At 65.7% G+C, this 12761-nt stretch carries 9 protein-coding genes; 7 read left to right on the top strand and 2 right to left on the bottom strand.

All coding sequences use genetic code 11. From position 1 onward, the window contains the following. Nucleotides 1–17: 17 nt before the first annotated feature. Nucleotides 18–2504: an AsmA family protein gene (locus QEG70_RS07550; RefSeq protein WP_308720095.1), complete on the top strand. Its 2487-nt coding sequence runs from the start codon at nucleotides 18–20 to the stop codon at nucleotides 2502–2504. Beyond that, nucleotides 2501–3262: an ATP12 family chaperone protein gene (locus QEG70_RS07545; RefSeq protein ID WP_308720094.1), complete on the top strand. Its 762-nt coding sequence runs from the start codon at nucleotides 2501–2503 to the stop codon at nucleotides 3260–3262. The genes QEG70_RS07550 and QEG70_RS07545 overlap by 4 nt, the downstream gene beginning before the upstream one ends. Nucleotides 3263–3349: 87 nt before the next feature. On the opposite strand, the gene QEG70_RS07540 is transcribed toward QEG70_RS07545, so the two are convergent. After that, the gene (locus tag QEG70_RS07540) at nucleotides 3350–3796 is read right to left on the bottom strand and encodes a DNA translocase FtsK (RefSeq protein ID WP_308720093.1); all 447 of its coding nucleotides are present in this window, start codon (nucleotides 3794–3796) and stop codon (nucleotides 3350–3352) included. A gap of 92 nt (nucleotides 3797–3888) precedes the next feature. Beyond that, nucleotides 3889–5058, bottom strand: a complete 1170-nt coding sequence (ispF, locus tag QEG70_RS07535) for a 2-C-methyl-D-erythritol 2,4-cyclodiphosphate synthase (RefSeq protein ID WP_374762572.1) — start codon at nucleotides 5056–5058, stop codon at nucleotides 3889–3891. Nucleotides 5059–5316: 258 nt separating this feature from the next. On the opposite strand from ispF, the gene dusB reads away from it, so the two are divergent. The 5 genes from dusB to ntrX are packed head-to-tail and all read left to right on the top strand — an operon-like array spanning nucleotide 5317 to nucleotide 12648. Then, nucleotides 5317–6378, top strand: a complete 1062-nt coding sequence (gene dusB, locus QEG70_RS07530; protein WP_308720091.1) for a tRNA dihydrouridine synthase DusB — start codon at nucleotides 5317–5319, stop codon at nucleotides 6376–6378. Then, nucleotides 6375–7520 carry a two-component system sensor histidine kinase NtrB gene (locus QEG70_RS07525; RefSeq protein ID WP_308720090.1) on the top strand — a complete coding sequence of 382 codons (1146 nt, stop codon included), beginning with the start codon at nucleotides 6375–6377 and terminating at the stop codon, nucleotides 7518–7520. The genes dusB and QEG70_RS07525 overlap by 4 nt, the downstream gene beginning before the upstream one ends. Nucleotides 7521–7551: 31 nt before the next feature. Then, nucleotides 7552–9003 carry a nitrogen regulation protein NR(I) gene (ntrC, locus tag QEG70_RS07520; RefSeq protein WP_308720089.1) on the top strand — a complete coding sequence of 484 codons (1452 nt, stop codon included), beginning with the start codon at nucleotides 7552–7554 and terminating at the stop codon, nucleotides 9001–9003. Continuing rightward, nucleotides 9000–11267, top strand: coding sequence for a sensor histidine kinase NtrY-like (locus tag QEG70_RS07515; RefSeq protein ID WP_374762566.1), 2268 nt, complete (start codon nucleotides 9000–9002; stop codon nucleotides 11265–11267). The genes ntrC and QEG70_RS07515 overlap by 4 nt, the downstream gene beginning before the upstream one ends. Next, nucleotides 11257–12648: a nitrogen assimilation response regulator NtrX gene (ntrX, locus tag QEG70_RS07510; RefSeq protein ID WP_308720088.1), complete on the top strand. Its 1392-nt coding sequence runs from the start codon at nucleotides 11257–11259 to the stop codon at nucleotides 12646–12648. The genes QEG70_RS07515 and ntrX overlap by 11 nt, the downstream gene beginning before the upstream one ends. The last annotated feature ends 113 nt before the right edge of the window (nucleotides 12649–12761 follow it).

Below are 12761 nucleotides of genomic sequence, written 5' to 3'. Positions count from 1 at the left end.
ACAGGACAGGAAGTGAAATGGCACAGAACGGAAATGCAAAACGGATCCTGATCGGGGGCGCGGTCGCCCTTGTGGTGATAGCGGGCGGCGGGGGGCTGGTGCTCAAATCCATGCTCGACCCCGATGCCGTGCGCGCCAAGGCCATCGCCGCGATTGAGAAACAGACCGGCCGCCAAGTGCGCATGGGTGCGCTGGAGTTCAGCGTTTTCCCCACCCTTTCGCTTTCGGTGAAGGATGTGGGCCTGTCTGACATGGCGGGCGGGGCCTATACCGACATGGTCACGGCGGACAGCCTGCAGGCCAGCGTGGGCCTGATGGCGCTGCTGCACCACGAGATCCAGCTTGATGGCCTGAAGCTTGACCATCCGGTCATCCACCTTGAGCGCACCGCACAGGGCATGGCCAACTGGCGCCTCACCCCCACCGGCGCGCAGGCCACCGCAAAGCCTGATGCCGCAACCCAGCAGGCGGCATCGGACTGGAAGGTGCAGATTGGCAGCATCCGCATCAGCAATGCCGATGTGGACTGGGATGACCGCCTTTCAGGCAGCAAGGGCAAGGTCGTGCTCGACCACATCAACCTGACCGATGTGGATGGCAGCAAGCCCGAGGTCGATGTCGCGGGCCATAACGATACCGGCAGCTTTACGTTGGCGGGGCATACGGGGTCGATCAACCTCACCTCCACCGCGCGCTCCGGCTGGCCGGTGGCGCTCAAGGCCGCCTTCAAGGCCGGTGGCGAGCAGGTGGGGCAGGTGGCGCTTGATGGCACCGTGGCCGATCCCGACCACATGAAGGGCTATAACCTCACGGTTGATGGCAACATCGCCAGCCTCAAGGCGATCGACGCCTTCGTGCCGGGGCTGAGCCTGCCCGACGTGCGCCGCCTCACGCTCAAGGCCAATGTGGTTGACGGCAGTGCTGCCGACAAGGAAGGCAGCACACCGCTGCTCAACTCCCTGCACCTCGATACGGGCGCGGTCGATGCGGGGCAGTACCTGTCGGGCCTGACCCTGCAGGGCCTGTCGATCGATGCGCCGGGGCCGAAGGATGCGGTCACGATCAACAGCCAGGGCCAGTTCCAGGGCAAGGGGCTGAAGCTGACCGGAACCCTCGGCTCGCTGCAGCAGCTTGATGCGGCGGTGATGTCGCACCTTGCCGAGGCGCTGCCGCTATCGCTCGACCTGTCGGGCGAGCCGGGCTCGCTGCGGGTGGCGGGCACGCTGGGCGGTTCGCGCGCGGTGGTCAATGTCACGGCCACGGCAGGGCAACTGCCGCTGCCCAATGGCGCGGTGCTCGATCATCTCGATGCCTCGACCCATCTGGTGAGCGAGGATAACGGCGCGCATTTCCAGCTTTCCGACCTGATGGTCAAGAGCACGCAGCTTGCGCTCAAGGGCGGGCTTGACCTGTCAGTGCATGGTGGTGCAGGCGGGGTGCCGCTGGTCAGCGGTGCGATCGACGCAAGCTGGCTCAACGCGGATGCCCTGATGGGGCCGCCCGCGCAGGCGGATGCGAAAAAGGTGACCGCCAGCCCCGCGCAGGCCCAGGCAAATGATGAGGCCCTGCCGTTTGGTGAACTGCGCAAGCTGGACATGGACCTGCGCCTGAGTGTCGCGCAGATGGAATTCGAGGGCGATACGTATCGCAATGCCCTGACCCACATCAACCTGCGCGGCGGCCTGCTGAAGGTTGACCCCCTGCAGGCCGAAGGCACGGGCCGCCGCCTGTCGGGGCAGTTCGAGGTGGATGCAACGGCGGGCAAGACGCCTACCGTTTCAGGCACGATCGGCACGCTGGTGCTGCCCGCCGCCTGGCTGGAGAGCAAGGCCGGACTTTCGAACATGGTGCAGGGTGCGTTGCAGGTGGTCGGTTCGGTCAGGACGCAGGGCAACACCCGCACCGAACTGCGTAACGGCATGAACGGGCATCTGGGCGTGTCGATGGTCAATGGCACGGTCAGCGGCACCGCGCTGGGCGACCTGCTTGGTGATGCCGCGCGTGGCGCGCTGGGTTCCGGCCCGATCGCGCTGCGCTGCTTTGGCCTGCACATGGCCATGGCGGATGGCACGGCCAATGTCGATACCATCGGCGTGCAGACCAATGCCCTGACCGTAACCGGCAAGGGCACGGTGGGCATGGTGTCGCAGGCGCTTGACCTGCATCTGGTGCCGCAGCTCATGATCAGCGGCACCGGGGCTTCCGTGCCGCTGCGCGTAGGCGGCACGCTCGGCGCGCCGCGCCCCAAGATGGATGCAGGGTCTGACGGGCGCTACGCCATCGGCCTGCTGCTTGGCGGCTCGAACAGCAATGCCGTGGCCGATCCGTGCCCGGCTACCCTCAAGGCCGCGCGTGAAGGGGCAAGTGGCCCCGAGCCCACCACGGCAGCGCCCAAGGCGGAAGGCAGTGCCAATGGCGCGGCTGGCCTGATTGGCAACTCCAAGGCCTCGCCCGACGTGAAGAAGGTGGGCGGGCTGCTCAAGGGGCTGGGCATCCTCAAATGATGAAGGATGGCGTACGCCCCCCCACGCCCCAGACCGCAGGCAAGCGCCGGCGGTTCTGGGCCACGGCCGCGGTCAGCCCGGTTGCCGGGGGCGGTTTTGCGGTGGAACTTGACGGGCGGGGCATCCGCCTGCCCGGCGGCACGGCGCTGTGCGTGCCCTCGCGCGCGCTCGCACAGGCCATTGCTGATGAATGGATGAAGGCGGGCGGGGAAAAGGGCGGCCATTTCACCCCCGATGACCTGCCCATGACGCGCATCGCGGGCACCATGATCGAGCGCGTGGCCCCTGATCGCGCGGCACAGGTCGCGGCCCTGCTGCAATACGTGGATGGGGAACTGCTGTGCTACCGCGCCGATTATCCAGCCCCCCTGTGCCGCCAGCAGCAGGCGGAGTGGGACCCGCAGCTTGCATGGCTGCGCGCGCGTCATGGCATCGACATGGCAGTGACCACGGGCATCATGCCGCTCGTGCAGTCACCCGCCGTGCATGATGCGTGGCGGGCGCTGCTGGCACCGATGGACAGCGCGACGCTTGCTGCATTGGGCGTGATGGTGCCCGCGATGAAAAGCATCGTGCTGGGGTCGGCAGTGGTAACGGGCGCGCTGGCCGCGGCAAAGGCTGCCGTGATTGCCAGCGTGGACGAGCGCAGCCAGATGGAAATATGGGGCGAGGACGCAAAACTGCTCGAAGTGCTGCGCTTGCAGGCAGCGGAAGTGGAGGATGCGGCGCGCTTCCTTCAACTGTGCCGGGCTGAGTAATAAAAGTTTCTGGGTGCCGCCTTTTTTCAAAAAGGCGGCGTTCTTTTTGAAGCTTTTTGCAAAAAGCTTCACCAAAAACTTTTCCTGTTACAGGACTTCCCGGCGGCCCACATGGTTGGGCACGGAGACAACGCCTATCTCTTCCAGCCTTCCCATGAGTTCGGTGGCTTTTGCGTAACCGATTCCCATATGACGCTGCAGGAAAGACGTGCTGGCCTTATTGTAGGCCTTGACGATGATCTTTGCCGCCTCCGTCAGTTCATCGATATTTCCGCTGGGTACCTGCGGCTTTTCAGTGGGTTTCGCGGGCAGGGGAATGGCCATGACCCTACTGGCGGAGGGGAAATTGATTTTCTGGCAGACATAAAGGGAGCGGATCAAATCCAGATCCTGCTCAGGCACATCCTCCATGGAAAAAGCGTTCCCGAATGTCTCGGCAATCAGGTGGAGGGTGGCAGGATCGAGGGTGGCGTCTTCATACGCAAGGGCCAGAATCTGTTTTCCAGCGGCGGTGACAATCCTGAAATTGACCATGACGGATCACCCAATCCATTGATGAAAAAAAGGCCGCCTTTACGAAAATAAAGGCGGCCTTAAAAACATTGACTGTCCGTTTTATCCCAGCCTCAGGGCACCAGCACCGTGGCGCTGGCCAGGCAGGCAATGCCTTCCTCGCGGCCGGTAAAGCCGAGGCGTTCGGAGGTGGTCGCCTTGACCGAGATGCGGTCGACATCAACCTTGAGCAGCTCGGCAAGGCGCGTACGCATGGCTTCGGAATGCGGGCCGATCTTGGGGCGCTCGCAGATCAGCGTGACATCGGCATTGACCAGCATGCCGCCGCGCTGGCGGATGCGCTCGCCCGCATGCACCAGGAAGCGCGCGCTGTCGGCATCCTTCCATTCATTCTGGCTGGGCGGGAAGTGGCGGCCGATATCGCCTTCCGCCAGTGCGCCATAAATGGCGTCGCACAGCGCATGAATGCCCACATCCGCATCGGAGTGGCCTGCCAGGCCGCGGGTGTGCGGCACGGTGATGCCGCACATGATCAGCGGGCGGTTCTCGGCAAAGGCATGCACGTCGTAGCCCGTGCCTGTGCGCGGCAGCAGGGTCGGGCCGATCAGGCGTTCCAGTCGCACCAGATCCTCCTTGTAGGTGAGTTTGATATTGTCTTCCGCACCCGGCACGATGGCCACGGGGTGGCCTGCGTTTTCCAGCAGGGCGGCGTCATCGGTGGCGTCGGCGGCTTCGGCCGCGCGGTGCAGGTCGCGCAGCAGGCCAAAGCGGAAGCCCTGCGGCGTCTGGGCACGGAACAGGTCGGTGCGCGGCACGGTATCGGTAATGATGCCATCCTTCGCGCGCTTGATGGTATCGGCTACCGGCACGGCGGGGATCACGCCCGCATGCTGGCCCAGTGCCGCAATCACGCCCTCGGTCACGCTGGCGGGCACGTAGGGGCGCGCGCCGTCATGGATCAGCACAAGCTCGGGGCGCTCGGCCTCGGGCAGGCGGTCAAGCGCCTCAAGGCCCGCGCGCACGCTGGCCTGACGCGTTTCGCCGCCGGGCACCACGGGCTGGATGACGCAGCCCTCAGGCGCAAAGCCTTCGAGCGCACGGGCCAGCAGGGCTGGATCGCCCACCGGCTGGATGAGGCCGACATGAGGGGCAAGGGCATCCGCCGCGTGGCGGATGACGGGCCAGCCGCCGAGCGTGACATACTGCTTGGCGACGGGGGTCGCGGTCTGGGCGCTGTACCGGCTGCCCTGGCCCGCGGCGAGAAGAATGGCTGCAACACGCATGATGCGGAGCAATGCGGCCATGTGGGCCGCACGTCAAGCATTGTGCGCGGGCAGGGGCAATGCCGGGGCTGTCCGGGCCGCCCTTTTCCGGGTTGTCATGGTCGGGCAAAAATGTTTGTTGCGCACCCCGAAGCTGATTGCACGGGGCGGCGGGAGCAGGTATTCTGCCTAAATCATAAGCATTCTTGATGGATAATGTAGCTGGCCTGTTTCCACATTGCCGCATGCGGCTGGAAAGCCGGCGGGGAAGTAGGGTTCATGTCGTCTCAACTGCTCTCGCCCATTGACCTCGGTGGCGGGGTCATTCTCAGGGCGCCGGTCATTCTCGCCCCCATGGCGGGGGTGACCGACCTGCCGTTCCGCAGGCTGGCGCGCAGCCTCGGGGCCGGGCTAGTCGTGTCCGAGATGATCGCGTCATGGGCCATGATCCGCGAGAACGAGACCACGCTGCGCATGGCCGAAGTGGCCGATGATGGCCCCAATTCGGTCCAGCTTGCCGGGTGCGACCCCGAGGCGATGGGCCAGGCGGCACGGATCGCGGTTGATCGCGGGGCCGACATCATCGACATCAATTTCGGCTGCCCGGTCAAGAAAGTGGCCGTGGGCCAGCTTGCCGGCTCCGCCCTGATGCGTGACGAGGCGCATGCAGGCCGCCTGCTTGAAGGCGTGGTGCGCGCGGTCAATGTGCCCGTAACGCTGAAAATGCGCATGGGCTGGGACCATAACAGCCTCAACGCCCCCACACTTGCCCGGATTGCACAGGAATCGGGCATTCGCATGGTAACCGTGCACGGCCACACCCGCCAGCAGTTCTATAACGGCACGGCGGACTGGCACTTCGTGCGCAATGTGGTCGATGCGGTGGACCTGCCGGTCATCGTCAATGGCGATATCCTGAGCGTGGAGGATGCCCGCGTGGCACTCGAGCGTTCAGGTGCGCAGGGTGTCATGATCGGGCGCGGCTGCTATGGCCGCCCGTGGTTCCTGGCCCAGGTGGCGCGCGCGCTGATGCATGGCGAGGATATTCCCGAGCCGGATCTGGTGGCGGAAAAGGCCATCGTGCTGAAGCATTACGGCATGATGATCGACCATTTTGGCGCCCATCCCGGCCTGCGGCTCGCGCGCAAGCATGTGTCATGGTACTCAGCGGGGCTGCCGGGTTCGGCTGGCTTCCGCGCTGCCGTGAACAGGATGGACACGGTCGATGGCGTGGTCGGCATGATCCATGAATTCTATGACGGGCAGATTGCAGCGGGCCATGTGCGCGGGCCGCGCCCCTCCACCGTGGAGGCCGAAAGGGCCGCAGCACGCGCGGCATGAACCATACCCCGCCCGCACCCTCCGGCCATGTGCCCTGCGCGCCCGATAACGTAACGGGCAACGGGCGGATCATACTCGATTCGCTGGCGCTGCCGGTGGTGGTGGTGCGCGCCGATAACGCCATTGGCTACGTCAACAGCGCCGCCGAGCCGTTTTTTGGCATGTCGCGCGCGCATCTGGTGCAGATGCGCCTGACCGACATCCTGCCCGGTGACAGTCCGCTCTTCCTGCTCATGGAGCAGGTGCGCACGCAGGACCATACCGTGGTCGAGCACGAGGTCACGCTCGAAAGCCCGCGCCTGCGCCATGATGGCGTGACCGTGCAGGGCGCCCCCGTAATGGAGGAGCCGGGTTCGGTTGCGCTGACGTTCCATGACTTCTCTGCCGTGCGCGTGCTTGACCGCCAGCTCACCTTCCGCTCGGCGGCGCGCAGTGTCGCGGGCATGGCGGCCATCCTGGCGCATGAGGTCAAGAACCCGCTCTCGGGCATAAGGGGGGCGGCGCAGCTGCTTGAAACCTCGGTGGGTGAATCCGACCGTGAACTGGCGGTGCTGATTCAGGATGAGGTCAACCGCATCCGCGACCTCGTGGACCGGATGGACATGTTCAGCGACCGCCCGCTCGAGCGCAGGCCGGTCAACATCCACCGCGTGCTCGAGCATGTGCGCAGGCTGGCCCAGCAGGGTTTTGCCGCCGATATCCGCTTCGAGGAAGTGTACGACCCCTCCCTGCCGCCGGTATGGGGCAACCGCGACCAATTGGTGCAGGTGCTCCTCAACCTGGTGAAAAACGCCGCCGAGGCCCTGCACGACCACCCCGAGGGCGACGCCCCGCCGCAGATCACGCTCACCACCAGCTACCGCCCCGGCATCTGGGTTTCCACCGGGGCGGGCAGCCAGCGCGTGCAGTTGCCACTGCTGGTTTCGGTGCGTGATAACGGGCCGGGCATTCCCGAGAATATCCGCCCGCACCTGTTCGAGCCGTTCCTCACCACCAAGACCACGGGCAGCGGGCTGGGGCTTGCGCTTGCAGGCAAGATCGTGGGCGACCATGGCGGCGTGATCGAGGTGGAAAGCCAGCCCGGCCGCACCGATGTGCTGCTGCACCTGCCTGTCGTGACCGAAGACCGGGGTACGCCCTGAAGCCCCGCCAGAGTTGAGAGATTTATAGCGTATGTCGCTGCCGACCATTCTTGTTGCTGATGATGACCGCTCCATCCGCACGGTGCTGAGCCAGGCGCTTGGCCGCGCGGGCTATCAGGTCCGCGCCACGGCCCAGGCCTCCACGCTGTGGCAGTGGGTGGAGGAAGGCGAGGGCGACCTCGTGATTACCGATGTGGTCATGCCTGATGAGAACGGGCTGGACCTCATTCCGCGCATCCGCCGCATCCGCCCCGACCTGCGCGTGGTGGTGATGAGCGCGCAGTCTACGCTCATGACGGCGGTCAAGGCTACACAGCGCGGCGCGTTCGAATACCTGCCCAAGCCGTTTGACCTCAAGGAAGTCCTCGCCGTGGTCGCCCGCGCGCTGGCAACCCCGGCCATGCCGGTGCAGCCCGCGGTCGTTCCCCCCCGGCCCGAGGAGCAGATGTCGCTCATCGGGCGCTCGGTGGTGATGCAGGACATCTACCGTATCATTGCCCGCCTCACGACCTCGGACCTGACCGTGATGATCACGGGCGAGAGCGGCACCGGCAAGGAACTCGTCGCCCGCGCTCTGCATGATTACGGGCCGCGCCGCGCCGGGCCTTTCGTGGCCATCAACATGGCCGCCATTCCGCGCAACCTGATCGAGAGCGAACTGTTCGGCCATGAGCGGGGCGCCTTTACGGGGGCGACGAGCCGGGTGGCGGGGCGTTTCGAGCAGGCGGCGGGCGGCACGCTGTTCCTTGACGAGATTGGCGACATGCCGCCCGAGGCCCAGACAAGGCTGTTGCGCGTGCTGCAGGATGGCGCGTTTACCACCGTGGGCGGCACCGTGCCCATCCGCGCCAATGTGCGCATCATCGCCGCCACCCATCGCGACCTGCGCCAGGCCATCCGCGAGGGCAGCTTCCGCGAGGATCTGTATTACCGCCTGAACGTGGTGCCCATGCGCCTGCCGCCCCTGCGCGAGCGGGTGGAGGACATTCCGCTGCTCGCACGGCACTTCCTCAACGAGAACGCCGATGGCGCGGGCAACGTGCGCGTGCTTGATGAGGCGGCGATGGCCCGCCTGCAGGCCTATCGCTGGCCGGGCAACGTGCGCGAACTTGAAAACCTTATGCGCCGCATCACGGCACTTCACCCGCAGGAGAGCATCGGGGCCGACATCATCGATGCCGAACTCGCCGAAGTCAGCAGCAGCGGCGTGTCGGGCGAGGGCAGCAGCACCGAAACCCTGGCCGAGGCGGTCGAGCGCCATCTCCGGCGCTTCCTCGCAGCAGGGGCCGGGCAGGACGACATGCCCATGAGCGATATCTATGACAAGGTGATTGCCGAGGTGGAGCGCCCCCTCATTGCCATGATGCTCTCGGCCACGCGCGGCAACCAGATCCGCGCCGCCGCCATGCTGGGGCTGAACCGCAATACGCTGCGTAAGAAGATCCGCGATCTCGACATTCCCGTAGTGCGCGGGGGGGCATGACCACGCCCGCCCCGTCGCGCCCCGGCGTCGCCTACCGCCTGGCGCGGCGCATGCTCGACATGCTCGTGCGCCGCAACGTGGCCCTTGTGCTGGTGCTGCTGGCCCTTGTGCTGGGGGTGGCGACCTTCGTGGTGCTGTCGGGCGGCAACTCGCTGGCCCATCACCCGCAGATCCAGGCGCTGGTGTTCATCCTCAACTTTCTGGTGCTGCTGCTGCTGGCCACATCGCTGACCGAAAAGGTGGGCCGCGTTCTGGCCGAGCGGCGCAGCGGGCTGGCGGGCGCCCGGCTGCATGTGCGGCTGGTCACGCTGTTCGGCATCGTGGCGGTGGCGCCCACCATCGTTGTAGGCACGTTTGCCGCCGTGTTCTTTCACTACGGCATCCAGATCTGGTTCAGCGACCGGGTCAACACCGCGATGAACGAGGCGCTCGAAACCTCGCGGGGTTACCTGCAGGAGCATAACGCCAATATCCGCACGGAAGCCTTCTCGCTGGCCAATTACCTGGTCAGCGCCCAGAGCGCGCTGGCCGGCTCGGGCGATGACCTGCTGCACAACCCCGATGCGCTCTCGCAGGTGCTGGATTCGCAGGCCACCCTGCGCGGGCTGGACGTGGCCGTGGTGTACGACCCGTTCACCAACACGGTCGTGGCCTCGGGCGGGCTGATGGGGCGCACGGCCAACATGAAGGACCTGCCGCCGCCAGCCGCCACCCTCATGGCCCGCACCAACGAGATCGCGATCCTGGATTCGGCGGATGAAAAGACCGTCCGCGCGGTGGTGACGCTGGGCGATACGCCGCCGCTCATGCTCATGATCGCCCGCCCTGTCGACCCCGACATTCTCGAGCACATGCATCGCACCGAGCAGGTGGTGGCCGACTACCAGCGGCTCAATAGCAACCGTGGCAAGATCCAGTTCACCTTCGTGCTCATCTTCGCCCTCGTGGCGGTGCTGGTGCTCGGTGCCGCCATCCTGATCGGGCTGATGCTGGCCAACCAGATCGTCCGCCCGCTCGGCCTGCTCATTCTGGCGTCCGAGCGGGTGAGCAAGGGCGATCTCGACAGCAACGTGCCCGAAGGCGACCGCGATGACGAGGTGGCCAGCCTGTCACGCGCCTTCAACCGCATGACCACCCAGCTTGCCACCCAGCGCGCCGAGCTGATCCAGGCCAACAACCAGATCAATGAACGCCGCCGCTTTACCGAGGCCGTGCTGTCAGGTGTTTCGGCCGGGGTGATAGGGCTTGATTCGCAGCGCATGATCGAACTGCCCAACCGGGCGGCCAGCGTGCTGCTGCACCGCGACATGACCGAATGCGTGGGCCAGCCGCTGATCGAGGTGGTGCCCGAACTCACCGACATGCTCGACCGCATTGCGCACGATGGCGCGCGCGAACTGACGGGCGAGGTGCAGGTGCTCGCAGGCGGCCGCGCCAGCACCCTGCTGGTGCGAATCGGCGCGGAAATGCAGGGCAGCGTGGCCGGTGTCTCGGCCGAGGGCTATGTGGTTACGTTTGATGACATAACAGCCCTGCAGGTGGCGCAGCGCAAGGCGGCCTGGGCGGACGTGGCGCGCCGCATCGCCCATGAGATCAAGAACCCGCTCACCCCCATCCAGCTTGCAGCCGAGCGGCTCAAGCGCCGCTTCCTGCGCGAGATTTCATCCGACCCCGATACGTTCGTGCAATGCGTGGACACCATCATCCGGCATGTGGGCGATATCGGGCGCATGGTCGATGAGTTTTCCGCCTTTGCCCGCATGCCCCAGCCCGTCATGCGTAACGAGGATCTCTCGCGCATCGTGCGCGAGGCGCTGATCCTGCAACGCAATGCCCACCCCGAGCTGGTCTATGATGTCAACCTGCCCGACCGGGGGCCGATCGTGCGCTGCGACCGCAGGCTGGTGGGCCAGGCGCTGACCAACCTGTTGCAGAACGCTGCCGACGCCATTGCCATGCGCGCGCCCGGCGGGGCGCCGGGCGGGGATGGCGTCATTGGCCACATCCGTATTACATTGGAAAATGACGGCGCGCATGTTCGCCTGCGCGTCGAGGATGACGGGATCGGGCTGCCGGTCGAGGATCGCGCCCGGCTGACCGAGCCTTATGTGACGCACAAGCCCAAGGGAACCGGCCTGGGCCTTGCGATCGTCAAGAAGATTCTTGAAGATCATGGCGGGAGCATCGGGCTTGAGGACAATGCCGGGGGCAGGGGAGCTGTGTCGACGTTGATTTTGCCGATAAAGGACGACCATGGGGCATGAAATCCTGATCGTCGATGATGAGCCGGATATACGGCTCCTTATCGAAGGCATTCTGGCCGATGAAGGATATGAAACGCGGCTGGCGGGTGATTCCGATTCCGCCATCGCCGCCTTCAGGGAACGTCGGCCCGCGCTGGTGGTGCTTGATGTCTGGTTGCAGGGTTCACGGCTTGATGGGCTGGGCATCCTCAATGTGCTGCACAAGGAGGAGCCGTCCGTCCCGGTCATCATGATCTCGGGGCACGGCACCATCGAGACCGCCGTGGCCGCCCTGCAGCATGGCGCATACGACTTTATTGAAAAACCCTTCCAGGCCGACCGGCTGCTCGTGGTGGTGCGCCGCGCGCTCGAGGCCTCGCGCCTTGCGCGCGAGAATGCCGAACTGCGCCTGCGCGCAGGCTCGGGCACCGTGCTCGAGGGGCGCAGCGCCGCCATTGCCGCCGTGCGCAACCAGATCGACCGCGTGGCACCGACCGGCTCGCGCGTGCTGATCTCGGGGGCGGCGGGCACCGGCAAGGAAGTGGCGGCAAGGATGATCCATGCCAGTTCCCGCCGGGCGGAGGGGCCATTCATAGCGCTGAACTGCGCCACCCTGGCCCCGGGCCGGTTTGAAGAGGAACTGTTCGGCATCGAAGGCAGCGATGATGGCGCGGGCCGGCGCACCGGCGTGCTTGAACGCGCGCATGGCGGCACGCTCCTGCTTGATGAAGTGTCCGACATGCCGCTCGAGACGCAGGGCAAGATCGTGCGCGCGCTGCAGGACCAGACGTTTGAGCGGCTTGGCGGCTCGCGGCGGGTGAAGGTGGATGTGCGCGTACTCGCCACCACCAACCGCGACCTGCAGGCCGAGATCGGGCTCGGGCGCTTCCGTGAGGATCTGTACTACCGCCTCGCCGTCGTGCCGCTGCGCATTCCCAGCCTGCGCGAGCGGCGCGAGGACATACCCGAACTGGCCCGCATGTTCCTTGATCGCGCGGCGGAAAACGCGGGCCTGCCGATGCGTGAGCTTTCGGGCGATGCGATTGCGGCGCTGCAGAGCTACGAGTGGCCGGGCAATGTGCGTGAACTGCGCAACCTGATGGAGCGCCTGCTCATCATGATGCCGGGCAACAGCACCGACCCCATCCGGGCCGACATGCTGCCTTCCACGGTGGGAGATGGTGCGCCCGCGCTGCTCAAATTCGATTCTGACGAGGATGTGATGAGCCTGCCCCTGCGCGAGGCGCGTGACCTGTTCGAGACCCAGTACCTTCAGGCACAGCTTTTGCGTTTTGGCGGGAACATAAGCCGTACCGCAGGCTTTGTGGGCATGGAGCGCAGCGCGCTGCATCGCAAGCTCAAGCAGCTTGGCGTTACATCGGAGGACCGCAACGCAGGATGAGCTTTTGCCCACCTGACGCATGCCTGCTAGACAACGAACCGTGATACGGATGGTGGCAACGCCGTAGCATGACACGTGACTGTGCCGTGTTGATTTTCGCCCAACAAACAACA

Source organism: Komagataeibacter xylinus (assembly GCF_031081985.1).
GTDB classification, from domain to species: Bacteria; Pseudomonadota; Alphaproteobacteria; order Acetobacterales; family Acetobacteraceae; genus Komagataeibacter; species Komagataeibacter xylinus_E.
The sequence above is the reverse complement of the archived record's forward strand: the minus strand, read 5'-3'. Positions and strand labels throughout refer to the sequence as shown.